The sequence below is a fragment of the Microbacterium telephonicum genome (genome assembly GCF_003651225.1).
Lineage (GTDB): Bacteria > Actinomycetota > Actinomycetes > Actinomycetales > Microbacteriaceae > Microbacterium > Microbacterium telephonicum.
Genome location: NZ_RCDB01000002.1, coordinates 369,233 through 394,121, shown reverse-complemented (window position 1 = coordinate 394,121; position 24,889 = coordinate 369,233). Strand labels below are relative to the sequence as shown.

The following is a 24,889-nucleotide window of genomic DNA, read 5'->3' as shown; positions in this document are numbered from 1 at the left end:
CCAGAAACGCAGAACGCCCCCGGGGACTGATCCCCGGGGGCGTTCGCTGCGTGGTTGAGGTCAGACCTTCGCCTTGCCGAACGTGAACGCGCGGACGACGTTCATGATGCCCATGACGATGAGCATGATGCCCAGCAGCCACCACAGGACGACGGCGCCCCACAGCGGCGAGAACAGCAGGTAGACGCCCGCGATGATCGAGATGATCGCGAAGATCACCGTCCACACCTTCGAGGGGGAGTCGCCGAGCGTCGACAGCGAAACGATGCCCTCGATGATCCACGAGATGCCGATGAAGACGGCGACGAACAGGGCGAGCAAGGCCGTCGTCGCGCCGAGGTTCGCGAACGCGACGATGCCCGCCACGATGAACAACAGGCCGAGGACGATGTGTCCGACGCGCGCCCACCCGCCCTTCGCCTTCGCGAAGATGCCGAGACCGGCGTAGACGAGTCCCGCCGCGATCGCGTAGATCGCGAGGATGCCGGTCACGATCGCGGCCGTCTGCCCCGGCCAGACGAGGATGAGGATGCCGGCGATGAAAGCCAGCACGCCCGCGATGCCGAGAGCGGTGCGGATGCCGTTGACGCTCGATTGCTCGAAGGGAGAAATGGTGGTCATGTGAGCCCCTTTCTGAGTGTTTCCTGAGAGCACTCGCGAACAGGGTACCGCCGCGGGGGAGTGACGGCGCGGTCCGCGCCGCGTGTCCGCTCTCAGGGGGTGAGCAGGAGCGTCGCCAGCAGCAGCACCGGGACGCAGCCGATCGTCGTCACGAACACGGTGTCGCGGGCGATGGTCTCGCCGACGTCGAAACGCTGAGAGTAGTTGAAGACGTTCTGCGCGGTCGGCAGCGCTGCGAGCACGGTCACGATCAGCACATCCTGCGCGTCCAGTCCGAACACGAACCGCGCGATCGCCCACGCCGCGACCGGCATCACGAGCAGCTTCAGCGTCGAGGCGAGGAGGATGTCGCGGCGGCGGGAGGACGTTCCGAGCACGCGCTGTCCGTGTAGGGAGATGCCGTAGGAGATGAGCAGCACCGGGACGCAGGCGTCGGCCACCAGTTCGAGCGGGTCGAGCACGATCGGTGGCAGGTCGAGGCCGGAGACCGACACGAGCACGCCGAGAACCGAGCCGACGACGATCGGGTTGGTGACGGTGCGGCGCAGGATCGGCAGGAACCGGCGCTGCCCCGTCGAGACGGCCTCGAAGATCGCCATGCTGATCGGGGTGAAGATCAGGAGCTGGAGGAGGATCACCGGCGCGGGGTAGGCCGCGCTGCCCAACAGGTAGGCCGACAGTGGAATCCCCATGTTGTTGGAGTTCACCTGACCGGCCGACAGCGTGCCGATGAGCGTCTCGCCGACGCTGCGGCGCCAGATCAGGCGCGCGACGACGATGTAGACGAGGAAGACCACCGCCGCCGCGATCGCGGACACCGGGAGCAGCGCGGAGAACAGCGTCTTCACGTCGGCCTCTGCGAGCACGACGAACAGCAGGAACGGCGAGAGCACGAAGAACGTGAGGCGGCCGAGCACGTGACGTGCGTGCGGCCCGAGCAAATCGATGCGGCCGACCACCCAGCCGACCGCGATCGCGAGGCCGACCACGACGAACCCGGTGAGAGCCTCCAGCACCCCTGCAGGATATCGGGACCGCGGTCGCGCCGCGGTCCCGGGGGAGTGGACCTGACGGCGCGTCGAGTGAACGGACATTCACTTATGGCGCCGGAGTCGCTACAGTCCAGCCATGACATTCACTGAGCGGCATCGACGGGCCATGACCCTCATCGCCGACACCTTCGCACCCGGCGACGACGCCGGGATCCCGTCCGCATCCGCCGTCGGCGCACCCGACCTCGCCCTCCACCTCGCCGCATCCGGCCCGCGCGACGCCGACGCCGCGCAGCTCGCGAAGGTGCTGGGGCTGTGGGACTCACCGCTGTTCAGCCTCGCGATGTTCGGTACGGCCCGCCGTTTCTCCGCGATGACGCGTGAGCAGCGCGAGCGCGCGCTCGTGCGGCTCGGCGACTCCGATTCGGCGACCAAGCGCGCGCTCTTCCAGGCGCTCAAGGCGGGGACGACCCTGCCGTACACGCTCAGCGTCGGGGCGCCGCTGTGGCAGACGATGGACTTCCCGGGTCCGCTCGGACCACCCGAGGCCGCGGGTGAACCACCGCTGCATCCGCTGTGCCCGGGCGCACCGACGACCTTCGACGCCGATGTCGTGGTCGTGGGTTCCGGGGCGGGCGGGGGACCGGCGGCGGCCGTGCTGGCCGCTGCCGGCCTCGAGGTGCTCGTGCTCGAGGCGGGGGAGTACCACGACGACCGCGACTTCGACGGCGACGAGGCGCGCGGCATCGGTCAGCTCTACACGAACGTGGGCAGCTCGGAGGGGCAGATCTCGCTCTTCGAGGGGCGCACGCTCGGCGGCGGGACCGTCGTGAACTATTCGACCGCGTTCCGCACTCCCGATCGTGTGCGTGCGGAGTGGGCGGCGCAGGGCGCGGCGCAGTTCGTGAGCGACGAGTACTCTCGCGCGCTGGATGCGGTGTGGTCCCGGCTCGGCGTCACACAGGCGTACTCGATGCCGGGCCGCCGCGACGAGGTGCTCGAGCGGGGCGCCCGCGCCCTCGGGTGGGAAGCGGGGACGCTCTCGCGCAACGTCGACGGCTGCGACCAGGGCACGGTCTGCGGCCGGTGTGGTCTGGGGTGCGCTCTCGGCGCCAAGCAGTCGACGGCGAAGACGTGGCTCCGCGACGCGCAGGCTGCGGGCGCGCGCATCGCGGTCGGTGTGCGCGCGCGGCGTGTGACGACCTCGGCAGGCCGGGCGACGGGCGTGGAAGCGGTGACCGCCGAGGGGCATCCCGTCACCGTGCGGGCGAAGGCCGTCTTCGTCGCGGCGGGCTCGGTGCAGACGCCGTCGCTGCTGCTGCGGTCGGGGCTCACGAACCCGAACATCGGGGCGCATCTGCGCCTTCATCCCGCGACGGCGGTGCTCGGGCTCATGCCCGAGGAGGTGCTGCCGTGGACGGGCACGATGCAGGCGCGCTACGTCGACCGGTTCGCCGACCTCGACGGCGAGGGCTACGGCGCGATCCTCGAGACGGCGCCGATCACGCCGGCGCTGGGCAGCGCGTTCGTGAACTGGCGCAGCGGTGCGCAGTACCTGCAGCGGCTGGCGGAGTGGCGCAACACGGTCGACGTCGCCGTCATCGTGCGCGACAAGGGACCCGGCGGGCGCGTGCGCATCGGGAAGGACGGTGAACCGATCGTGGATTACACGGTCGCACCCGCGGATGCTGAGCACATGATGCAGGCGATGGTCGGTGCCGCCCGGATCGTGGCGGCGGCGGGGGCGACGCGTGTGCGCACGACGCACCAGCAGGAGACGCTGTGGGAGCCGGCCACCGGAGGCATCGAGGCGTTCGAGGCCACCATCCGGCGCCAGGGCGTGGGACCGGGCCGTCTGGGGCTCGTGGCGCTGCACATCATGGGTTCGGCGCGCATGGGCGGCTCGGCGGCGACGTCGGCGGTCGACCCGGACGGACGCACGTGGGATGTCGACGGGCTGTACGTCGCCGACGGCTCGTCGTTCCCGACGGCGTCCGGTGTGAACCCGATGGTCTCGATCCAGGCGATCTCGTACATGACGGCGCAACGTCTCGCGGCCCGGCTGAGCTGATCCATGCCATTCAGAGTCCCACGCTGATAATGCACATTATGTCAGCTCGCGTGAGTCGACCCTCTCCCGTTCAGCGCAGGACGGCGGTGAGGCGGCCGAGGGTGAACTCCCACCCCTGGCGGTAGCTCTCCGCCGGCGCCCCATCGCGCCAGGGTCCGGTGTGACGCAGTGTCAGGCGGGTGCCGTCGCCATCCGGATGCAGGTTCAGCTCGCACGCCTCGTCCTGCGAGACGCCGTCCGCATCCTCCCAGCGCCACGTGAATGCCAGCCGCTGGTCGTCTTCGACGGCGAGGAACCGGCCTGACACGGATCCCCGCGCCCGGCGCGGCATACCGGTAGGCGCCGTCCGTGCGCGCGTCGACGGTGATCTCGACGTCATCCCAGTGATCCCACCACCAGCGGCGCAACCCCGCCTCGGTGGTCAGCGCCCGCCAGACGTCCGCGGGTGCCGCGGGAAGCCGCACCCCGAGGTCGAGCGCCTGCGTCTGCATGTCGTGCCACCGCGGGGTTTCGCCGCCGACGGCGTGCGCGGTGGTTCCGCCGTGGAGGGACGCGAGTCGCTGCAGGCAGTCCTCCCATCCGCCGCCGTAGTCGGCGACGTGCGGCGGCTCCGCCAGTCGATGCGCGAGCACGACTCGGCTGCCGTCGCCGTCTACGCGGATGGCGACCGTGACGGTGCTGGGGGCCTCCGTGCCCCACTCCCACGCGACGACGATGCGGTGCGGTGCCTCGCAACGGACGACGGTTCCTGCTGCGGCGTCGGCCGGCGCGTCCGGGAAGGCGACCCCGAAGCGGTCGCCGACCGCGCGCGGCTCCCCCGTGACCGTTCCGAGCCAGCGTCCCAGTCGCGCCGGCGTCGTCAGGGCGTCCCACACCGCACTCGGCGACGCGTCGTAGCGGCGCTCGATCACGATCTCGGGGTGGGTCGCCGTCCCGATGAGGCTGCGCGTGAACGGCTCCGTCATGACTCCTCCTTCCGCCCCCGCGACAGCTCGGTCCCGAGCGCGTCGAGTCGCTGATCCCAGAAGCGGCGCTGGCGCTGCAGCCACGCGTCCACCTCGTCGAGTGCCTCCGGCTGCAGTGCATAGAGACGCGTACTCCCCCGCCGCTGCGCGCTCGCGAGGCCGGTCTCACGCAGGATGCGCAGCTGATTGGAGACCGCTGGCTGCGAGATGCCGAACTCCTCGCCGATGGCGATGGTCAGCTCCCCCGCGGTTCGCTCGCCCGGCGCGAGCAGCTCGACGATGCGACGCCGTACGGGGTCCGCTAACACCTCAAACTGATTCACGTATGAATGATATCAGTTAGTTGTGATATCTGTCGAGACGCGTGTCACCGCCCGCCCGACCCGCAGGATGCGCCGACCGAGGGTGACGATGACGCACAGTGGCACGACGAGCCAGATGCTGTTCGGCAGCACGGCGACGAGCAGGAACCCGGCGAAATCGACATCGGCCGGAAGATACGTCGTGTCGCGCTAGCGTGGAAAGGTGACCTCCCCCGCCGTCCCCGCCGAGGGCGCCGGGCCGAGCGCCCGGTCGTGGCTCATCTGGGGCGTCGCGGTGGCGGCGTACATGCTCGCCGTCATCAACCGCAGCTCGCTGTCGGCGGTCGGTGTGGACGCCGCGGAACGGTTCCAGGCCGACGCGGCGACGCTGTCGATGTTCGCCGTCGTGCAGCTCGCCGTCTACGGCGGGATGCAGATCCCGGTCGGTCTGCTGCTGGACCGCTACGGCTCCCGTCCGATCATGACGATCGGCATGCTGCTGATGGCGGTCGGACAGCTGACGATGGCCCTCTCCCCCAGCGTCGGGGTCGCCATCGTCGCGCGGATGCTGCTGGGCGCGGGTGATGCGGCGATCTTCCCGGCCGTGCTGCGCCTCATCGCGACGTGGTTCCCCGCTCAGCGCGGCCCGGTGATGAGCCAGCTCACGGGCCTCGTCGGCCAGGCGGGGCAGCTGCTGGCGCTCGCGCCGCTCGCCGCCCTGCTGCACGCGACGAGCTGGCAGATCGCGTTCGGCTCGATCGCGGGGCTGTGCGTGCTGTTCGCCATCCTCGTCTTCGCCGTCATCCGCAACCACCCACCGCAGGTGGACGCGGATGTGACGGTGGACACCGACACCGGCGCGATACGGGTCGTCCGTTCGGCCGTCGACACGGGTGTGGGCGTACGGGCGGCGTGGGCGCACCCCGGTACGCGCCTCGCGTTCTGGTCCCACTTCACGACGATGTTCTCCGGCACCGCCTTCATCCTGCTGTGGGGGATGCCGTTCCTCACCGCCGGCGAGGGGCTGAGCCTGGCGGACGCCTCGATCGTGACATCAGTCTTCGTCTTCGCGTCCATGGCGTTCGGACCGATCGTCGGCGACCTGTCACGCCGCATCCCGCATCTGCGGTCTCGCGCGCTCGTCCTGCCCGCGATCGCCGCGCAGGCGCTCGTGTGGGCGGTCGTCCTCGCGTGGCCTGGGGCCGCGCCGATCGGCGTGGTGATCGCACTCGCGATCGCGATGGCGCTGGGCGGGCCGGCGTCGATGATCGCATTCGACCATGCGCGCACGCACAATCCGGCGAGACGCCTGAGCACCGCCACGGGGATCACCAACGCGGGCGGTTTCCTCGCCTCCCTGATCCTCATCTTCGCGATCGGGGTGGCCCTCGACGTCCAGGGCGCCGGGACGCCGTCCACCTACTCGCTGGATGCGTTCCGCATCGCGCTGCTCGTGCAATTCCCCCTGTGGGCGCTGGGCGCGGCGTTCATCGTCGTGGAGCGTCGTCGGACGCGCGTGCACATCGGCATGGACCCGCCGAGACCCCCGCGTCCCCGGCGGCCCCGGCGCTGACGACCGGCGTTCAGGGCTGCACGTCGCCGGAGGTGCTGCTCTCCGTGCGGGTGACCCGCTCGCCTGCGGGGTCGGAGGTGCGTGTGACGGTGGCCGTTGACCGGCGACGCGCCATCAGAACGATGCCGATCAGGAAGACCAGGAATCCGGCTCCCATCAGGATGTAGCCGATCAGGTCGAGGTTCACGTACTCCACGTCGACGTCAACGGCGAATGCGAGGATGGCGCCGATCACGAACAGGGCGATGCCGCTTCCGATACTCATCCCGACACCCTGGCACGCCGACGCGCTGCACCGCGCGCCCCTTGACAGCGACGTGCGCAGTGAATTAGTGCGGCTCCACGTCGATCCAGCCGCCGCCGAACTTCGGCTCGCGGCCGTCGCCGGACGACGTCCCCGTCACACGGCGTCGCACCCACGGCCCGAGGTGCTCGCGGAAGTACTCCTGGCGCCCCAGCCGGATCGGGTCGGGCAGCTCCGGCTGCGTCCACCAGCCCTCCGGAACCCGCTCCCCCAGGGCGTCGAGCACCCGTGCGGCCACCCGATGGTGACCGCGGGAGTTCATGTGCAGGCGGTCCGCCGACCAGTACGACGGATCGGAGAGCTCGGCATCCGGCCAGTTCAAGGCGGTGACGACGTCGTCGTGGCCGGCCATGCGGGCCACGACGGCCTCGGACATCAGGTCGCCGCGGCGTTGGATGACCCGACTGAGCGGCAGCTGCGCCGACGGGTTGGCCCCCGACAGCAGCAGCAGCGTCACGCCCTCCTCGTCGCACCGGCGCAGCACCTGGCTGAACGCGTCGGCGATGTGCGCGATCGACGTGCGCGGGCGCAGCATGTCGTTGCCGCCGCCGTTGAACGAGAGGTGCGTCGGGCGCAGGGCGAGCGCGCGTTCGAGCTGCTGTTCGACGATGGGCCAGACGAGCTTGCCGCGGATGGCGAGATTCGCGTACGCGATCGTCTCCCCGAGTGAATCGGCCCAGCCCTGCGCGGCGAGGTCGGCCCAGCCTCGGACGGTGCCGTCGGGGAGTTCGTCGCCGACGCCTTCGGTGAACGAGTCGCCGATCGCGACGAAGCGGACGGATGCCATCCCGCCAGCCTACGTCGGCGTCGGGGCGACGGCCGTCACCGGTCGTCGAGCGCCCGGCCGCGTGCTTCGACGAGTCCCCAGGCGGCGAGGGCGGCGATCGCGAAGAACACCGAGAAGACCGTGAACACGAGCGGGGTGCCCCCCAGCGGAAGCAGCACCGGCACGAGCAGGGGCGCGATGATCGATGCGATGCGCCCCACTCCGGCCGCCCAGCCGGACCCGGTGGCGCGCAGCGAGGTGGGGTACATCTCGGGGGTCACCGCGTAGAGCGCACCCCACGCCCCCAGGTTGAAGAACGACAACGCCATGCCGCTGGCGAGGATCGTCGTCTCCCCCGTGGCCGTGCCGAACAGCACCGCCGACACCGCCGAGCCCACGAGGAACACCGCGAGCGTGCCGCGCCGCCCCCACACCTCGATGAGCCACGCCGCGACGGCATAGCCGGGCAGCTGGGCGAGGGTGATGACGAGGGTGAACCCGAACGAGCGCACGAGGTCGAAGCCCTGCGAGAACAGCAGCGTCGGAATCCAGATGAACGCCCCGTAGTAAGCGAAGTTGACGCAAAACCACACAAGCCACAGGCACAGCGTCCGCAGCGCGAACTCGGGTGCCCACAGGCGTGCGATGCGTGCCGTGGTGCGCTCGGCGGTCGCCGTCCGCGGCGGCTCGGCGTCGCAGGCGACGCGGATGCCGGCGGAACGGCCCACCGCGGGCGAAGCCTCCAGCATCGTCACGACCTCTTCGGCGCGACCCCGATGGCCCTGCCGCGCCAGCCACCGCGGCGACTCGGGCAGCCCCCAGCGCACCGCGATCGCGTACGCGGCGGGGATCGCGCCGATGAGGAACGCCCACCGCCATCCATCGGGCCCGGCGGGGATGACGAAGAAACCGATGAGGGCGGCGGCGGTCCACCCGACCGCCCAGAACGCCTCGAGCACGACGATCAGGCGCCCGCGGATGCGGGCCGGCACGATCTCGCTCACGTAGGTGCTCGCCACCGGCAGCTCCGCGCCGAGGCCGAGACCCACGAAGAAGCGCAGCACCAGCAGCACGACGAGCCCGCCGACGAGCGCGCTCGCCCCCGTCGCCAGCCCGTAGACGAGCAGGGTGAGCGCGAACACGCGCCGACGGCCGAGGCGATCGGCCAGCAACCCGCCGACGCTCGCGCCGATCGCCATCCCCAGGAAGCCCGCCGATGCGATCCAACCGGCCTGCTCGGTCGTGAGCGACCACTGCGCCACGAGGGCGGTGATGATGAACGAGACGAGGCCGACGTCCATCGCGTCGAGCGCCCAGCCGATCCCCGACCCGCCGAGCACACGCAGGTGGCCGCGGGTGAGGGGAAGGGCGTCCAGGCGCGCCGGGATCGATCCGGTCGTGGCATCCGTCATGAATGCATCATGGCGGATGCCGCGACCCGGCGCGCGCCGCGTCAGGACCGGGCGAGCATGTCGTGCACGAGCGGGGCGACCTGCGTGCCGTACAGCTCGATCGAGTGCAGCATCCGCTCGTGGGAGAGCGTGCCGTTGGAGAACTTCAGGTCGAAGCGTTCGATGCCGAGCGTGCGGGCGGTCGCGGCGAGCTTGCGCGCGACGGTCTCGGGTGAGCCGGCGTACACGGCGCCGGCCGGTCCGACGTCCTGCTGGAACTGGAGCCTGCTGTACGGCGGCCAGCCGCGCTCGGCGCCGATCGCGTTGCGGTTCGCCTCCATCGCGGGGTAGAGCTCCTCCCACGCCTGCTCGTCGGTGTCGGCGATGTGGCCCGGCGAGTGCACGCCGACCGGCATCCGCTCGCGTCCGAACGAGTCGAGGGAGCGGTGGTAGAGGTCGACGAAGGGGCGGAACCGGTCGGCGGAGCCGCCGATGATCGCGAGCATCAGCGCATAGCCGTGGCGGGCGGTGCGCACCACCGACTCCGGGCTGCCCCCGACACCGACCCAGGCGCGCAGTCCGTTCTCGGTCTTGGGGAACACGTCCGCATCCTGCAGTGCCGCACGCGTCGTTCCCTGCCAGGTGACGGGCTGCTCGTCGCGCAGCCGCGAGAACAGGTCGAGCTTCTCGTCGAAGAGCACCTCGTAGTCGCGCAGGTCGTACCCGAACAGCGGGAACGACTCGATGAACGAGCCGCGGCCGAGGATCACCTCCGCGCGTCCGCGGGAGACCGCGTCGAGGGTCGCGAAGCGTTCGTAGACGCGGACCGGGTCGTCGCTGGAGAGCACGGTCACCGCCGTGCCGAGGTGGATCCGCTCGGTGCGTGCCGCCGCGGCGGCCAAGACGATCTCCGGGCTCGAGACGGCGAACTCGTGGCGGTGATGCTCCCCCACGCCGAAGAACGCGAGTCCGACCTCGTCGGCGCGGACGGCCTGTTCGACCACGTTGCGGATCGTCTCGGCATCCGACAGCCGACGGCCGGTGTCGTCGGTGGTCACGTCGCCGAAGGTGTCGAGCCCCAGCTCCAATTCATGCATGTGCATCGAAACGACGTGACCGGCCGGAGCATTCCCGCCCCGGCCGGTCACGTGCGCGATCTCCCATCAGACGGTGAGCGCGGCCCGTAGCGTGTCGAGCCCGACGCCGCCCAGACGCAGCGCCTTCATGTGGAAGCGCTTGATGTCGAAGTCGGCGCCCTCGCCCTCGGCGACGTCGTCGCGGATCTGCTCCCAGATGCGCTGACCGACCTTGTACGACGGAGCCTGGCCCGGCCAGCCGAGGTAACGGTTCACCTCGAAGTTCACGAACTCGTCGGGCATGTTGACGTTGCGCCGCATGAAGTCGAGGGCGTACTCGGCGTCCCACGTGCCCGAGCCGTCGAGCCGGTCCTTGCCGAGGTGCACGCCGATGTCGAGCACGACGCGGGCCGCCCGCATCCGCTGCCCGTCGAGCATGCCGAGGCGATCGGCGGGGTCGTCGAGGTAGCCGAGCTGCTCCATGAGGCGCTCCGCGTACAGTGCCCAGCCTTCGGCATGACCGCTGGAGCCGGCCAGGAGGCGCCGCCACGAGTTGAGCTCGGCGCGGTTGTACACGGCCTGCGCGATCTGCAGGTGGTGACCGGGGACGCCCTCGTGGTACACGGTCGTCAGCTCGCGCCACGTGTCGAAGGAGGTGACCCCCTCCGGCACCGACCACCACATGCGGCCGGGACGCGAGAAGTCGTCGGTGGGGCCGGTGTAGTAGATGCCGCCCTCGTTGGTGGGCGCGATCATGCACTCGAGCGTGCGGATCGGCTCGGGGATGTCGAAGTGCGTGCGTCCGAGCTCGGCGACGGCGCGGTCGCTGGTCTCCTGCATCCACTTCTGCAGCGCGTCGGTGCCGTGCAGCTTGCGGGTGGCGTCCTGCTCGAGGAACGCGACGGCCTCCTCGACGCTCGCACCCGCCTTGATCTCGTTCGCGATCGACTCCTGCTCGGCCACCATGCGCGCGAGCTCTTCGACACCCCACTCGTAGGTCTCGTCGAGGTCGATCGTCGCGCCGAGGAAGCGGCGGGAGTGGAGCGCGTACAGCTCGCGGCCGACCGCGTCCTGGTCGGAGGCGGCGGGCGCCAGCTCGCTCTGGAAGAAGGTCGCGAGCCCGTCGTAGGCGACGCGCGCGGCACCGGCGTGATCGGACAGCTCACGGGCGAGCGAGGCGGGCAGGTGCCCCTCCGCCGGTGCCGCGTCCGCGGCGAACGACGCGAAGAAGCCGGTGTCGGCGGTGTAGCGGCCGATCTGCGTGATGACCTCCCGCACCTGACGGCGGGCGGGGACGATGCCGCGGGCGATGCCCTCGCGCAGCGTCGCGCGGTAGCCGTCGATCGCGTCGGGGATGGCGGCGAGCCGCTGTGAGACGACCGACCAGTCCTCGACGGTGTCGGTCGGCATCAGGTCGAACACGTTGCGCAGCTCCTGCGCGGGAGAGGCGATCACGTTGACGTCGCGCAGGTGCGCGCCGGCCTCGTGCAGGTCGATGTCGAGCTGCAGGTCGCCGGCGAGGTCGGCCTTCGTCACCTCGTCGACGTCGTCGACGGGCACGGCGGCCTGCAGCGTCGCGAGGGTCTCCTTCGCCGCGGCGAGACGGCGCTCCTGTCCTTCCGGCGAGATGTCGTCGAGCGCGCCGTTGTACTCGAACCGGCCGATGTAGGTGGCGAGGGCGGGCGAGAGCTCGGCCGCCGTGTCGACCCAGGCGTCGGCGATCCGGTCGATCTCAGACGGGGTGCGTGGTGCAGTGGTCATGCGAACGAGCCTAACGCGGCTGTGACCGTTCTCAGGAGGGGGTCAGTGCCCGGCCTCGTCCCAGTCGGCGCCACGCCCGACCTGCACGTCCAGCGGTACCGAGAGCTCGGCGGCGTCGCCCATGCGGTCGTGCACGATGCGCTCGACGGCGTCCCACTCCCCCGTCGCGACCTCGACGACGAGTTCGTCGTGGATCTGCAGCAGCACGCGGGAGGCGAGTCCCTCGGTGCGCAGCTGGTCGTGGATGCGGAACAGCGCGATCTTCATGATGTCGGCGGCGCTGCCCTGGATGGGCGCGTTGAGCGCGGCCCGCTCGGCGTTCTCGCGCAGCACGCGGTTCATGCTGGTGAGGTCGGGGAAGGGACGGCGGCGACCGAAGATCGTCTCGGTGTAGCCGTCGACGCGGGCCTGTTCGACCGAGGAGCGCAGGTAGTCGCGCACCGCGCCGAACCGCGCGAAGTACTCCGTCATGAGCTGCCGGGCCTCGGACTGCTCGATGCGCAGCTGCTTGGACAGCCCGAACGCCGACAGGCCGTAGACGAGGCCGTACGACATGGCCTTGACCTTCGTGCGCATCGCGGGGGTGACCTCCGCCGGCTCGACCCCGAACACGCGGGCGCCGACGAACCGGTGCAGGTCCTCCCCCGAGTTGAACGCCTCGATCAGGCCCGGGTCACCGGACAGGTGCGCCATGATGCGCATCTCGATCTGCGAGTAGTCGGCGGTCAACAGGGTCTCGTACCCGGCGCCGACTTCGAACGCCGAGCGGATGCGGCGGGACTCCTCGGTGCGGATCGGGATGTTCTGCAGGTTCGGGTCGGTGCTCGACAGGCGTCCGGTCTGGCTGCCGGTCTGCACGTACGTCGTGTGGATGCGGCCGTCGTCGGGCGTCGTGCGGTCGTTGCCGATGGCGGCATCCAGCGATTCGATGATCTGCCGCAGCTTCGTCGCCTCGCGGTGCTGCAGCAGCAGGTCGAGGAACGGGTGCGGGTTCGACTCCTGCAGATCGGCGAGTACGGCGGCGTCGGTCGAGTAGCCCGTCTTGGTCTTGCGCGTCTTCGGCAGGGCGAGCTGGTCGAACAGCACCTCCTGCAGCTGCTTGGGCGAGCCGAGGTTCACCTCCCGGCCGATCTCGGCGAAGGCGAGCCGGGCCACGCCGTCGGCGCGGGCGAGCAGCTCGGCCGAGAAGCCGGACAGCTTCTCGTGCGACACGGCGACACCGGCCAGCTCCATGTCGGCGAGGGCGTCGAGGGTCGGCAGTTCGATGTCGGTGAGCACCGAGGCGACCGAGGGGGCGATCTCGTCGCGCTGCACCGCCGCGACCCGGCCCGCGAACCACGCGAGCTGGCCGGGCGTGGCGCCCTCGGTCTCGGGCACCAGCTGCGTGGGGTCGGCTTCCGGCAGCTTCTCGTCGAGGTGACGCTGCACGAGGTCGGCGAGGCTCTTGTCGGGGAAGCTCGGGCGCTCGAGCCATCCCGCGAGCAACGGATCGAAGGCGAGGCCGCGCAGACGCACCCCGGCGCGCCGCAGCGCCTTGACCTGCGGCTTCGCATCGGCGATCACCTTCGGCGCGTCGGATTCGAACCAGGCAGTGAGGGCCGCGGCGACCTCGGGACTCCAGTCGGCTTCGACGACGTCGTCACCGGCGGCCAGGCCGATGCGGGTCGGGAGTCCGCCGGCGACGACGACGGACACCGCGACGTCGCCCTCCGCATCCGTCGCCCATGCCCCCAGCGCGTCGGCGGCGGGGGTCGCCGCGGTCGGGATCGCGACGACCGCAGCGGCGGGCAGCTCGTCATCGCCGGTGCCGAAGGAGTCGAACACCCGCGGCAGCAGGGTGCGGAACTCGAGCCGCGCGAAGATGTCGCGCACCGCCTGGGCATCGATGGGCCGCAGGGCGAGGTCGGCGGGCGTGACCTCGAGCTCGACGTCGCGCAGCAGTGCGTTGAGCGAGCGGTTGCGGGTGACGTCGTCGAGGTGGTCGCGGAGGTTGCCGCCGACGACGCCGGTGATCTTGTCGGCGTTGGCGATGAGGTTCTCAAGGCTCCCCCACTGCGTCAGCCATTTGACGGCCGTCTTCTCGCCGACCTTGGGCACGCCGGGCAGGTTGTCGCTGGTCTCGCCGACGAGTGCGGCGATGTCGGGGTAGTTCGCCGGGGGCAGACCGTACTTCTCGACGACGGCGTCCGGGGTGTAGCGCTTCAACTGGGACACGCCCTGCACGCTCGGATACAGCAGCGTGACGTCGTCGGTGACGAGCTGGATGGTGTCGCGGTCGCCCGAGCAGACGAGCACGTCGAACCCGTCCGCCGCACCGCGGGTCGCAAGCGTCGCGAGGATGTCGTCGGCTTCGATGCCCTCCTTGGTCAGGACGGTCACGTTGAGCGCCGCGAGACACTCCTGCAGCAGCGGGATCTGCCCCTTGAACTCGGCCGGCGACTCGGAGCGGTTGGCCTTGTACTCGGCGTACTGGTCGGTGCGGAACGAATGCCGCGACGTGTCGAACGCGACCGCGAGATGCGTGGGCTGCTCGGCCTTGACGAGGTTCACGAACATCGACAGGAACCCGTAGATGCCGTTGGTGTGCTGACCGTCCTTGGTCGAGAAGTTGTCGACCGGCAGCGCGAAGAAGGCGCGGTACGCGAGCGAATGGCCGTCGACGACCAGGAGGGTAGGCTTGCCGGAGTCCGTCACCCTGACAGCCTAGACGCGGGGTGGGACACCGCTTCTCCCCCGTTCCGAAGGTGCAGCCCATGAGCGAACCCGCATCCGTCGACGCCTCCGCAGCGGAGCGCAGCGAAGGCCTGGAATGGGCCGCTCAGCGCGGCATGGGCGCCCTCGCCGAGAAGATGGGCCTGCGCTTCACCGAGTTCTCGGTCGACCGCTGCGTCGCGACGATGCCCGTCGAGGGGAACACCCAGCCGGTCGGTCTCATGCACGGCGGCGCGTACGTCGTGCTGGGTGAGTCGCTCGGGTCGATGGCGGCGAATCTGCACGCCGGCGAGCACCGGCTGGCCGTCGGCGTGGACATCAACGCGACGCACACCCGGTCCGCCACCTCCGGCGTCGTGACGGGCGTGTGCACCCCCGTGCACCTGGGCCGCAGCATCACCGTGCACGAGATCGTCGTCTCCGACGATCAGGGCCGCCGCTGCTCGACGATCCGCATCACCAACATGATCAAGGACCGCTGACCCGGCATCCGCCGCCCGCAGGGTCCGCGGTCCCTCGCCGAAACGACCGCGAGACCTCATCTGCAGGACGAGACCGTGGGGTTCACCCCGGGTCTCGTCCGTCCGATGAGGTCTCGCGGACGCGGATGCGGGAGGGCTCAGCCCTTCTTGGGCGCGAGCTGCTCGATGATGGCCTTGGCGACGTCCTGCATCGTGAGGCGACGGTCCATCGACGCCTTCTGGATCCAGCGGAACGCCTCCGGCTCACTGAGGCCCATCTTCTCGTTGAGCAGGCCCTTGGCGCGGTCGACGAGCTTGCGGGTCTCGAACCGCTCGACCATGTCGCTGACCTCGGCCTCGAGCGTGATGATCTGCTCGTAGCGGGCCAGGGCGATCTCGATCGCCGGCAGCAGGTCGTTCGGGGTGAAGGGCTTCACGACGTACGCCAGGGCGCCGGCTTCGCTCGCGCGCTCGACGAGCTCCTTCTGGCTGAACGCGGTCAGCAGCACGACGGGGGCGACGTGCGCCTTGTTGAGCTTCTCGGCCGCGCTGATGCCGTCGAGGACGGGCATCTTCACGTCCATGATGACGAGGTCGGGCCGCAGCTCGGTGGCCAGCTGCACGGCGGTCTCGCCGTCACCGGCCTCACCGACGACGTCGAAGCCGTTGTCGCGGAGGATCTCGACGATGTCGAGGCGGATCAGCGACTCGTCCTCGGCGACGACGACGCGTCGCGGGGCGGATGCCGTGGGGGTCGTGCTCGGTTCCTGCTCAGTCACCCGTCCATCCTATGGCCAGCGGCCACGGTTGCCTGCGGTATCGTCGAAACCACGTGCGCCGGTGTGGCGGAATGGCAGACGCGACCGACTCAAACTCGGTTGTCTTCGGACGTGTGGGTTCGACTCCCACCACCGGCACGAACGGACGCCACCCCGGTTCGGGGCGGCGTTCCGCGCGTTCAGGCGCCGAAGTACTGGTTGCCGAGCGCCTTGCGCTTGAGGGCGTCGAACGCGCCCTGCGTGATGGTCCCGTCGTCGAGGAGCGCCTTGGCCTGCGCGATGTCCGCGGACGCCTTGCCCACGTCGCCGACGCTGTCGTCGCGGAACAGGTCGGTGACGATGAAGATCAGTACGAAGACGTACGAGACGACGTAGACGGCGACGAGCAGGAACCAGAGCAAGTCCCAGAACACGGGACTCCCCTTCGAGGGTCGGATCCCGCCCGAAACGCCGGACGGCCACGCTCAGCATAGTGAGCGCGGCCGTCGCGGTGCCGGTGCGGGGTCGGGGCGTTACTGCTCCGCCTTGTAGATGGGCGCCTTGCCGTTCTTGGCGTCGCCCAGCTTGTGCACGCGGATGTCGTTGGTCCCGCCGATGATTCCGGGAGGGGACCCGGAGATCACGACGACCTTGTCGCCTTCCTCCGCCAGACCCTGGCCGAGGAAGAAGTCGTCCACCTGGAGGAACATCAGGTCGGTGTGCGCGACGTGCTCCACGAGGGTCGACTGCACGCCCCACGTGAGGGCCATGCGGCGCCGGATCGCCGGGTCGACGGCGAAGGCCATCATCGGGATGCCGGAGCGCAGACGCGACATGCGGCGCGCGGTGTCGCCGGACTCGGTGAAGATCGCGACGTACTTCGCGCCCACGAAGTGGGCGATGTCGTACGCGGCGAGGGTCATGATGCCGCCCTGCGTGCGGGGCTTGGCGTCGAGCGGACGGATCCGGTCGAGACCGTGCTCCTCGGTGGACTCCACGATGCGGGCCATCGTCTGCACCGTGACGACCGGGTAGTCGCCGACGCTCGACTCGCCGGAGAGCATGACCGCGTCGGCGCCGTCGAGGACGGCGTTGGCGACGTCGGAGGCCTCGGCGCGGGTGGGGACCGGCGCGTGGGTCATCGACTCGAGCATCTGCGTCGCGACGATGACGGGCTTGGCCATGCGGCGGCAGAGTTCGACCGCCTTCTTCTGCACGATCGGCACGGCCTCGAGGGGAAGCTCGACGGCGAGGTCGCCACGGGCGACCATGATGCCGTCGAACGCGTCGATGATCTCCTCGAGGTTGTCGACGGCCTGCGGCTTCTCGATCTTCGCGATGACGGGGACCTTGCGGCCCTCCTCCGCCATGATCTCGTGCACGCGGGTGATGTCGGCGGCGTTGCGCACGAAGGACAGCGCGACCAGGTCGCAGCCCGCCTTCAGACCCCAGCGCAGGTCGGACTCGTCCTTCTCGGACAGCGCCGGCACGCTCACGGCGACGCCGGGGAGGTTGATGCCCTTGTTGTTGGAGACCGTGCCCGCGACGACCACCTCGGTCGTCACGACGGGACCGTCGACGGCCGTCACCTGCACGCGGACCTTGCCGTCGTCGATGAGGAGGAAGTCGCCCGGCTTCACGTCGCCGGCAAGACCCTTGAAGGTCGTGCCGACGAGGTCGCGGGTGCCGACGACATCCTCGGTCGTGATGCGGAACGTCTCGCCGACCGCGAGGTCGTGCGGGCCGTCCGAGAACTTGCCGAGGCGGATCTTCGGGCCCTGGAGGTCGACCAGGATGGCGACGGCACGGCCGGCGTCATCCGCGGCCTTGCGCACGTTGGCGAAACGCGCCTCGTGCTCCGAGTAATCGCCGTGGCTGAGGTTAAGTCGGGTGACGTCCACGCCCGCATCGATGATCGCGCGGATCATCTCATACGACTCCGTGGCCGGTCCCAGTGTTGCGACGATCTTCGCGCGTCTCACTTCAATGACTCCGGTTCCTTGTGGGATCTGATGACGCTGATCAGCCTACTCACGCAGGCTGCAGGCCGATGGCGATGTCCGTCGGCTTCACAGGGGACGGCAGCGACGTCCGCCCCATGAGATATTCGTCCACTGCGGCTGCAGCGGCACGTCCCTCGGCGATCGCCCAGACGATGAGCGACTGACCGCGGCCCGCGTCACCGGCGACGAACACGCCGGGCGTGGTCGTCTGATAGTCGACGGCGCGGTCCACGTTGCCCCGGGCACTGAAAACCGTACCGAGCTGGCTTTCCAGCTCCGCGCGCTCCGGACCGGTAAAACCCATCGCGATGAGCACGAGGTCGGCGGGGATCTCGCGCTCGGTGCCGCTCTTGGGCACGCGGCGACCGTCGGGCAGGTACTCCGTCTCGGCCAGGCGCAGGGCGCGCACTTCGCCGGCCTCGTTGCCGAGGAACTCGACGGTGGAGGCGAGGTAGGTGCGCTCACCGCCCTCTTCGTGGGCGGACTGCACCTCGAAGACGTTCGGCATCATCGGCCACGGCTGGCTGTCGGGACGCGCCGACGGGGGCTGCTTGCCGATGGCGAGGTTCGTGACGCTGAGGGCGCCGTGACGGTGCGCGGTGCCGATGCAGTCGGCACCGGTGTCGCCGCCGCCGATGACGATGACGTGCTTGCCCTCGGCGTGGATCTGGTGCGGCACCTGGTCGCCGGCGACGGCGTGGTTCGACTCGACGAGGTACTCCATCGCGAAGTGCACGCCGGCCAGGTCGCGACCCGGGATCGCGAGGTCGCGCGGCACGGTGGACCCGGTGGCGATCACGACGGCGTCATAGCGGGCACGCAGGTCGTCCCACGTGATGTCCTTGCCGATCTCGACGCCGGCGCGGAAGCGGGTTCCTTCATCCTGCATCTGACGCAGGCGCGACTCGAGGTGGCGCTTCTCCATCTTGAAGTCCGGGATGCCGTACCGCAGGAGTCCGCCGATCCGGTCGTCGCGCTCGTACACCGCGACGGTGTGACCGGCGCGGGTGAGCTGCTGCGCGGCGGCGAGCCCGGCGGGGCCGGAGCCGACGACCGCGACGGTCTTGCCGGTCAGGCGCCCCGGCGGCTCGGGCTCGACCCAGCCGTTGGCGAAGGCGTCGTCGATCGTGGAGACCTCGATCTGCTTGATCGTGACCGCCGGCTGGTTGATGCCGAGCACGCACGAACTCTCGCACGGCGCCGGGCACAGCCGCCCGGTGAACTCCGGGAAGTTGTTGGTGGCGTGCAGGCGCTCGATGGCGGCGCGGCCTTCGCCGCGCCACTTGAGGTCGTTCCACTCCGGGATGAGGTTGCCCAGCGGGCACCCCTGGTGGCAGAACGGGATGCCGCAGTCCATGCACCGGCCGGCCTGGCGGCGGAGCACGGCCGAGTCTCCCGGCTCGTACACCTCCTTCCAGTCCATGATGCGGACGGGCACGGGCCGACGAGCGGGGAGCTCGCGCTCGGTGGTCTTCAGGAAGCCCTTCGGGTCAGCCACCGGTCACCTCCAGGATGCGGGTCCAGACGACGTCGCCGTCGGGGTCCAGCCCCTCGGCGGCCGCCTCCTGGCGGGTCTGCAGCACCGCGGCGTAATCACGCGGCAGGACACGGACGAAGTTCGCGGACTCGGCCTCGAAGTCGTCCAGGAGTGCGGCGGCCAGCGCCGAGTCGGTCTCAGCGACGTGCCGCTCGAGCAGGTCGCGCAGGATCTCGACGTCGGCCGAGTCCAGGTCGAGCAGCTGCAGCTCGCCGCCGGCGAGCGACTCGCGGTTGACCAGCGCACGATCGAGCTTGTACACGTACGCGGTGCCGCCGGACATGCCGGCGCCCAGGTTGCGTCCGGTCGCGCCGAGGATCACGGCGAGACCGCCGGTCATGTACTCCAGCGCGTGGTCGCCCACGCCCTCGACGACGGCGGTCGCGCCCGAGTTGCGCACCAGGAACCGCTCGCCGACGACGCCGCGCAGGAACATCGTGCCCTGCGTCGCGCCGTAGCCGATGACGTTGCCCGCGATCACGTTCTGCGAGGCGTCGAACGCGGCCGCGCGCGGCGGGCGCACGACGATCTGTCCGCCCGACAGGCCCTTGCCGACGTAGTCGTTCGAGTCACCCTCCAGGCGCAGCGTGATGCCGGCGGGGAGGAAGGCGCCGAAGGACTGACCGGCCGATCCCGTGAGGTTCACCTCGATCGACCCGGACGGCAGACCGTTCTCGCCGTGGGCGAGGGTGACGCGGTTGCCGAGCATGGTGCCGACGGCGCGTTCGGTATTGCGGATCGGCAAGTCGATCGAGATGTGACCGCCGTGGGCGATGACGTCCTGGGCGCGCTCGATGAGGGGCACGTCGAAGTGCGCCTCGAGTTCGTGGTCCTGCTCCCGCGCGTGACGACGCGGCGTCGCCTCGGCGAAGTGCGGACCCTCGAGGATCGGCGTGAGGTCGAGACCGCTCGCCTTCCAGTGCTCGATCGCCCCGTTGACGTCGAGCAGCTCGTTGTGGCCGACGGCCTCGTCGAGCGAGCGGAAGCCGAGTTCCGCGAGGTACTCGCGCACCTCCTGGGCGATGAACTCCATGAAGTTCACGACGAACTCCGGCTTGCCGCTGAAGCGCTCGCGCAGCACCGGGTTCTGGGTCGCGACGCCCACCGGGCACGTGTCGAGGTGGCAGACGCGCATCATGATGCAGCCCTCGACGACCAGCGCCGTGGTGGCGAATCCGAACTCCTCGGCACCCAGCAGGGCGGCGACGATGACGTCGCGTCCGGTCTTCAGCTGGCCGTCGGCCTGCACGACGACACGGTCGCGCATGTCGTTGAGCATGAGCGTCTGCTGCGTCTCGGCGAGGCCCAGTTCCCACGGGGTGCCGGCGTGCTTGAGGGAGTTGAGCGGGCTCGCGCCCGTTCCGCCGTCGTGCCCCGACACGAGGATGACGTCGGCGAGGGCCTTGGCGGTGCCGGCGGCGACCGCGCCGATGCCCGACTGGCTCACGAGCTTCACGTGCACGCGGGCGGCCGGGTTGGCGCGCTTGAGGTCGAAGATGAGCTGCTTGAGGTCTTCGATCGAGTAGATGTCGTGGTGCGGCGGCGGCGAGATGAGGCCGACGCCGGGCGTGCCGCCGCGCGTGCGGGCGATCCACGGGTACACCTTGCCGGGCGGCAGCTGACCGCCCTCGCCGGGCTTCGCACCCTGGGCGAGCTTGATCTGGATGTCGTCGGCGTGCGTGAGGTACATGCTCGTGACGCCGAAGCGGCCGGAGGCGACCTGCTTGATCGCGCTGCGCCGCTCGGGGTCGAGCAGTCGGTCGACGTCTTCGCCGCCTTCACCGGTGTTCGACTTCGCGCCGAGGCGGTTCATCGCGATCGCGAGCGTCTCGTGCGCTTCCTTCGAGATCGAGCCGTAGCTCATCGCGCCGGTCGAGAACCGCTTGACGATCGACGAGATGGGCTCGACCTCGTCGATGGGCACCGCGGGCCGCTCGCCCGTGCGCAGCCGGAACATTCCGCGCAGCGTCTTCAGCTCAGCGGCCTGGTCGTCGACGAGCTTCGTGTACTCGCGGAACACGTCGTACCGGCGGGTGCGCGTCGAGTGCTGCAGCCGGAACACGGTGTCGGGGTTGAACAGGTGCGGGGCGCCGTCGCGGCGCCACTGGTACTCGCCGCCGGTCCACAGGCGCTCGTGCGCGCGCACGGCCCCGTCCTCCGGGTAGGCGTAGTCGTGACGGGCGCGGTTCTCGGCCGCGATCTCGGCGATGCCGACGCCGCCGAGCTTCGACTCCGTGCCGGTGAAGTAGGCGGCGACGAACTCGTCGGAGAGCCCGACCGCTTCGAACACCTGCGCACCGGCGTAGGACGAGACCGTCGAGATGCCCATCTTGGACATGATCTTCAGCACGCCCTTGCCGAGCGCGTAGATCAGGTTCTTGACGGCCTTCTCAGGCGTGATGCCGGTGATGAAGCCGGCCCGCACGAGGTACTCGACCGTCTCCATGGCCAGGTACGGGTTGACCGCGGAGGCGCCGTAGCCGATGAGCGTCGCGACGTGGTGCACTTCGCGCACGTCGCCCGCCTCGACCACGAGGCCCACCTTCATGCGGTTCTCCCGGCGGATGAGGTGGTGGTGCACCGCCGAGAGCATGAGCAGCGACGGGATCGGGAGGAGGTCCTTGTTCGAGTCGCGGTCGCTCAGGATGAGGAACTCGGCGCCTTCGGCGATCGCACGGTCGGCCTCCTCGCACATCTCGGCGAGGCGGTGCTCGAGCGAGTCCGTGCCGGACTCGCGGCCCTGGTCGGCGCGGTAGAGCCCGCGGATGGTGACCGAGCGGCGCCCTGGGAGGGCCTTCTCGATGTGCTGCAGCTTCGCGAGTTCGTCGTTGTCGATGACGGGGAAGTCCAGCGTGATGACCCGGGTGTGGTCCGGTCCCCACGAGAGCAGGTTCCGCTCCGGGCCGAGACCCAGCGACAGGGAGGTGACGACCTCTTCGCGGATGGAGTCCAGCGGCGGGTTGGTCACCTGGGCGAACTGCTGCGTGAAGTAGTCGAACAGCAGACGCGGACGCTCGCTGAGCACCGCGATCGGCGCGTCGGAGCCCATGGCCCCGAGCGGCTCGGCGCCGTTCTGACCCATCGGCGTGAGGAGGATCCTGACCTCCTCCTCCGTGTAGCCGAAGGTGCGCTGACGCCGCGTGATCGACGCGATCGGGTGCACGATGTGCTCACGCTCGGGCAGGTCCTTCAGGCGCACGCGACCGGCATCCAGCCACTCCTGCCACGGCTCGGCGTGGGAGAGGTCGCGCTTGATCTCGTCGTCTTCGATGATGCGCTGCTGCGCGGTGTCGACGAGGAACATGCGCCCGGGACGCAGCCGCCCACGGCGCTTGATGCGCTCCGGCGCGAAGTCGAGCACGCCGGTCTCGCTGCCGATGACGACGAGGCCGTCGGTGGTCTCGGTCCAGCGACCGGGACGCAGGCCGTTGCGGTCGAGCGTGGCGCCGACGACGGTGCCGTCGGTGAAGATGAGGGCGGCGGGGCCGTCCCATGGCTCCATCTGCATCGAGTGGTAGTCGTAGAAGGCGCGCAGCTCCGGCGAGATGTCGGACTGCTTCTCGTACGCCTCCGGCACCATCATCATGATCGCGTGCGGCAGGCTGCGTCCCGTGAGGGTCAGCAGCTCCAGCACCTCGTCGAACGACGCGGAGTCGCTCGCGCCGTCGGTGCAGATGGGCAGCAACGCGCGGATGTCGCCGAGCAGCTCGGACTCGAGTTGCGATTGACGGGCTCGCATCCAGTTGCGGTTGCCGTTGACGGTGTTGATCTCGCCGTTGTGCGCCAGCATCCGCAGCGGCTGCGCGAGCGGCCACGACGGGAAGGTGTTCGTCGAGTAGCGCGAGTGCACGACGGCGAGCTCGGAGACGAAGCGCTCGTCCTGCAGGTCGGGGTAGAACGGCTCGAGCTGCAGCGTCGTGACCATGCCCTTGTAGCCGAGGGTGCGGCTCGAGAGGGAGACGAAGTAGGCGCCGTGGTCGTGGCGGGCGCGCTTGCGCAGGCGGTAGACGCGGCGGTCCAGCGCGATGCCCGACAGCGCGGGCTCGTCGCCGACGGCGGGACGCGACACGAAGATCTGCTCGAAAGCGGGGCGTGCGGCATGGGCGAGCTTGCCGAGGTGCTCCTCGACGGTGGGCACCTCGCGCCAGCCGAGCACCGTCAGCCCTTCGGCGACCGCGAGCTTCTCGACGCCGGCCTTGACGGCATCCTTCGCCTCCTGCTCCAGCGGCAGGAAGGCCAGGCCCGCGGCGTACTCCCCCGCCGGCGGCAGGTCGAAGTCGACGACGGCGCGCAGGAACGCGTCGGGCATCTGCGTGAGGATGCCCGCACCGTCGCCGGTGCCGGCGTCGGAGCCGATGGCGCCACGGTGCTCGAGGTTGCGGAGCGCCTCGAGGGCGAGCTGCACGATGTCGTGCCCGGCCTCGCCGCGCAGTGTCGCCACCATGGCGAGACCGCACGCGTCTTTCTCGAACGCGGGGTTGTACATGCCCTGCTTGGGCGGCAGTCCTGCCGGGGTGCCGACGGGCTCACGACGGGGGCTCGATGCCATTCCAACCGTCCTCATGTGTGTTGCTTCAACGGGGACGTCGTCGGCCCAGCGGGGTTACTTGGTGTCGGCAGTGCTTGTGGCAGTTTCCGCGATGGTGTCGGACGTCGGGGGTGCGCTGATGTCGACGAACACATCGGTGTCCTGCGATTGTACAGCCCCGTCCGGGTGCCACTCGCGACCCTTGCGGTACGGCGAGGGCTCGAGGCCCGTGTGGCGCCGCTTCTGCACGACGAGGATGACGAGACCGACGACGACGCCCGCGATCGCGGCCCAGACGTTGGTGCGCAGGCCGAGGAACACCTCGCTCGGGTCGATGCGGATCGACTCCCACACGATGCGGCCGGCGGAGTACCAGACGAGGTAGAGGCCGAACAGGCGCCCCCACTGCATCGACGCCTTGCGACCCGCCCACAGCAGCACGAGCACGCCGATACCGTTCCAGACGACCTCGTAGAGGAACGTGGGGTGGAACAGCGTGTCGGGGGCGAGGCCCGCCGGGAAGGCGGGGTTGGTGGAGTCGATCTGCAGACCCCACGGCAGGTCGGTGGGCTGGCCGAACAGCTCCTGGTTGAACCAGTTGCCGAAACGGCCGATCGCCTGTGCCAGCAGCAGGCCCGGGGCGAGGGCGTCGGCGAAGCTCCAGAACCGGATGCCGGTCCACTTGCAGCCGAGCCACGCGCCGATCGCGCCGCCGATGAGCGATCCGAAGATCGCGATGCCGCCCTCCCAGACGAAGAAGATCGCCCAGATGTTCTTGCCCTCGCCGAAGTAGAAGTCCCAGTGGGTCACGACGTGGAAGATGCGCGCGCCGATGATGGCCAGCGGCACCGCCAGCAGGGCGATGTCGATGACGGCCCACGGCTCGCCGCCGCGCTTGGTGAGGCGGTGGTTCGTCATCAGCGTCGCCACGACGATGCCCGCGAGGATGCACAGCGCGTAGAAGTGGATCGTGAACGGTCCGAGCTGGAACGAGCTGATCGACGGGCTCGGGATGCTGGCTACGACGAGCGCGGTGGGAGAAAGCACGAGGGGCAGTCTACTTCGCGG

The 24,889-nt window shown here is 70.0% G+C and carries 19 protein-coding genes, 1 tRNA gene and 1 pseudogene; 4 read left to right on the top strand and 17 right to left on the bottom strand.

Annotation, left to right across the window (positions count from 1 at the left end; genetic code table 11):
• Positions 1–60: 60 nt before the first annotated feature.
• Together C7474_RS06835 and C7474_RS06830 are read right to left on the bottom strand one after the other, a co-directional pair.
• On the bottom strand, positions 61–621 hold the full coding sequence (locus C7474_RS06835; protein ID WP_121058302.1) for an HdeD family acid-resistance protein: 561 nt from the start codon (positions 619–621) through the stop codon (positions 61–63).
• A 92-nt stretch (positions 622–713) separates the two neighbouring features.
• The gene (locus tag C7474_RS06830) at positions 714–1,637 is read right to left on the bottom strand and encodes an AEC family transporter (protein ID WP_121058300.1); all 924 of its coding nucleotides are present in this window, start codon (positions 1,635–1,637) and stop codon (positions 714–716) included.
• 112 nt (positions 1,638–1,749) lie between these two features.
• Between C7474_RS06830 and C7474_RS06825 the strand changes: the two genes are divergently transcribed.
• Positions 1,750–3,684: a GMC family oxidoreductase gene (locus C7474_RS06825; RefSeq protein WP_121058298.1), complete on the top strand. Its 1,935-nt coding sequence runs from the start codon at positions 1,750–1,752 to the stop codon at positions 3,682–3,684.
• 70 nt (positions 3,685–3,754) lie between these two features.
• On the opposite strand, the gene C7474_RS15390 is transcribed toward C7474_RS06825, so the two are convergent.
• The 3 genes and pseudogenes from C7474_RS15390 to C7474_RS06805 form a co-directional block, all read right to left on the bottom strand.
• Positions 3,755–3,991: an SRPBCC domain-containing protein gene (locus C7474_RS15390; RefSeq protein ID WP_158597306.1), complete on the bottom strand. Its 237-nt coding sequence runs from the start codon at positions 3,989–3,991 to the stop codon at positions 3,755–3,757.
• Between the two features lie 73 nt (positions 3,992–4,064).
• Positions 4,065–4,649, bottom strand: a pseudogene (locus tag C7474_RS15485) (SRPBCC domain-containing protein); the annotation flags it as partial.
• Complete coding sequence (locus tag C7474_RS06805) at positions 4,646–4,972, bottom strand: ArsR/SmtB family transcription factor (protein WP_121058294.1); 327 nt, start codon at positions 4,970–4,972, stop codon at positions 4,646–4,648. The gene C7474_RS06805 and the pseudogene C7474_RS15485, both read right to left, overlap by 4 nt.
• A gap of 286 nt (positions 4,973–5,258) precedes the next feature.
• On the opposite strand from C7474_RS06805, the gene C7474_RS06800 reads away from it, so the two are divergent.
• Complete coding sequence (locus tag C7474_RS06800; protein WP_121059323.1) at positions 5,259–6,524, top strand: MFS transporter; 1,266 nt, start codon at positions 5,259–5,261, stop codon at positions 6,522–6,524.
• 10 nt (positions 6,525–6,534) lie between these two features.
• On the opposite strand, the gene C7474_RS06795 is transcribed toward C7474_RS06800, so the two are convergent.
• The 6 genes from C7474_RS06795 to polA form a co-directional block, all read right to left on the bottom strand.
• A complete protein-coding gene (locus tag C7474_RS06795) occupies positions 6,535–6,789 on the bottom strand; it encodes a DUF6458 family protein (RefSeq protein WP_121058292.1) in 255 nt (84 codons plus the stop codon).
• Between the two features lie 64 nt (positions 6,790–6,853).
• Positions 6,854–7,615, bottom strand: coding sequence for an SGNH/GDSL hydrolase family protein (locus tag C7474_RS06790; RefSeq protein ID WP_121058290.1), 762 nt, complete (start codon positions 7,613–7,615; stop codon positions 6,854–6,856).
• Positions 7,616–7,650: 35 nt separating this feature from the next.
• Complete coding sequence (locus tag C7474_RS06785; RefSeq protein ID WP_121058288.1) at positions 7,651–9,006, bottom strand: MFS transporter; 1,356 nt, start codon at positions 9,004–9,006, stop codon at positions 7,651–7,653.
• 41 nt (positions 9,007–9,047) lie between these two features.
• A complete protein-coding gene (locus C7474_RS06780) occupies positions 9,048–10,082 on the bottom strand; it encodes an LLM class flavin-dependent oxidoreductase (RefSeq protein WP_121059321.1) in 1,035 nt (344 codons plus the stop codon).
• Positions 10,083–10,148: 66 nt separating this feature from the next.
• A complete protein-coding gene (locus C7474_RS06775; RefSeq protein ID WP_121058286.1) occupies positions 10,149–11,822 on the bottom strand; it encodes a DUF885 domain-containing protein in 1,674 nt (557 codons plus the stop codon).
• Between the two features lie 42 nt (positions 11,823–11,864).
• Positions 11,865–14,516 (bottom strand): DNA polymerase I, encoded by a 2,652-nt coding sequence (gene polA, locus C7474_RS06770; protein WP_121058284.1) that lies wholly within the window; start codon positions 14,514–14,516, stop codon positions 11,865–11,867.
• Positions 14,517–14,575: 59 nt separating this feature from the next.
• On the opposite strand from polA, the gene C7474_RS06765 reads away from it, so the two are divergent.
• The gene (locus C7474_RS06765; protein WP_199692388.1) at positions 14,576–15,016 is read left to right on the top strand and encodes a hotdog fold thioesterase; all 441 of its coding nucleotides are present in this window, start codon (positions 14,576–14,578) and stop codon (positions 15,014–15,016) included.
• Positions 15,017–15,153: 137 nt separating this feature from the next.
• Here C7474_RS06765 and C7474_RS06760 read toward each other — a convergent pair whose 3' ends face one another.
• Positions 15,154–15,774, bottom strand: coding sequence for an ANTAR domain-containing response regulator (locus C7474_RS06760; RefSeq protein WP_121058282.1), 621 nt, complete (start codon positions 15,772–15,774; stop codon positions 15,154–15,156).
• A 57-nt stretch (positions 15,775–15,831) separates the two neighbouring features.
• Between C7474_RS06760 and C7474_RS06755 the strand changes: the two genes are divergently transcribed.
• Positions 15,832–15,912 (top strand) — tRNA-Leu (locus tag C7474_RS06755).
• A 41-nt stretch (positions 15,913–15,953) separates the two neighbouring features.
• On the opposite strand, the gene C7474_RS06750 is transcribed toward C7474_RS06755, so the two are convergent.
• The 5 genes from C7474_RS06750 to lgt all read right to left on the bottom strand — a co-directional run bounded on the left by C7474_RS06750 (position 15,954) and on the right by lgt (position 24,877).
• On the bottom strand, positions 15,954–16,187 hold the full coding sequence (locus C7474_RS06750) for a hypothetical protein (protein WP_121058280.1): 234 nt from the start codon (positions 16,185–16,187) through the stop codon (positions 15,954–15,956).
• Between the two features lie 99 nt (positions 16,188–16,286).
• The gene (pyk, locus tag C7474_RS06745; RefSeq protein ID WP_121058278.1) at positions 16,287–17,735 is read right to left on the bottom strand and encodes a pyruvate kinase; all 1,449 of its coding nucleotides are present in this window, start codon (positions 17,733–17,735) and stop codon (positions 16,287–16,289) included.
• 49 nt (positions 17,736–17,784) lie between these two features.
• On the bottom strand, positions 17,785–19,254 hold the full coding sequence (locus C7474_RS06740) for a glutamate synthase subunit beta (protein WP_121058276.1): 1,470 nt from the start codon (positions 19,252–19,254) through the stop codon (positions 17,785–17,787).
• The gene (gltB, locus tag C7474_RS06735; RefSeq protein WP_121058274.1) at positions 19,247–23,842 is read right to left on the bottom strand and encodes a glutamate synthase large subunit; all 4,596 of its coding nucleotides are present in this window, start codon (positions 23,840–23,842) and stop codon (positions 19,247–19,249) included. Before gltB ends, C7474_RS06740 begins: the two co-directional genes overlap by 8 nt.
• A gap of 54 nt (positions 23,843–23,896) precedes the next feature.
• Positions 23,897–24,877, bottom strand: coding sequence for a prolipoprotein diacylglyceryl transferase (gene lgt, locus C7474_RS06730; protein WP_422385789.1), 981 nt, complete (start codon positions 24,875–24,877; stop codon positions 23,897–23,899).
• Positions 24,878–24,889 lie beyond the last annotated feature (12 nt).

Bases quoted from the DNA above. Each gene is read 5' to 3' on its own strand.
- C7474_RS06780 (WP_121059321.1), bottom strand. From the start codon at position 10,082: ATGCATGAATTGGAGCTGGGGCTCGACACCTTCGGCGACGTGACCACC.
- C7474_RS06835 (WP_121058302.1), bottom strand. From the start codon at position 621: ATGACCACCATTTCTCCCTTCGAGCAATCGAGCGTCAACGGCATCCGC.
- C7474_RS06775 (WP_121058286.1), bottom strand. From the start codon at position 11,822: ATGACCACTGCACCACGCACCCCGTCTGAGATCGACCGGATCGCCGAC.
- gltB (WP_121058274.1), bottom strand. From the start codon at position 23,842: ATGGCATCGAGCCCCCGTCGTGAGCCCGTCGGCACCCCGGCAGGACTG.
- C7474_RS06765 (WP_199692388.1), top strand. From the start codon at position 14,576: ATGAGCGAACCCGCATCCGTCGACGCCTCCGCAGCGGAGCGCAGCGAA.
- C7474_RS06800 (WP_121059323.1), top strand. From the start codon at position 5,259: ATGCTCGCCGTCATCAACCGCAGCTCGCTGTCGGCGGTCGGTGTGGAC.
- C7474_RS06825 (WP_121058298.1), top strand. From the start codon at position 1,750: ATGACATTCACTGAGCGGCATCGACGGGCCATGACCCTCATCGCCGAC.
- C7474_RS06785 (WP_121058288.1), bottom strand. From the start codon at position 9,006: ATGACGGATGCCACGACCGGATCGATCCCGGCGCGCCTGGACGCCCTT.
- C7474_RS06795 (WP_121058292.1), bottom strand. From the start codon at position 6,789: ATGAGTATCGGAAGCGGCATCGCCCTGTTCGTGATCGGCGCCATCCTC.
- C7474_RS06790 (WP_121058290.1), bottom strand. From the start codon at position 7,615: ATGGCATCCGTCCGCTTCGTCGCGATCGGCGACTCGTTCACCGAAGGC.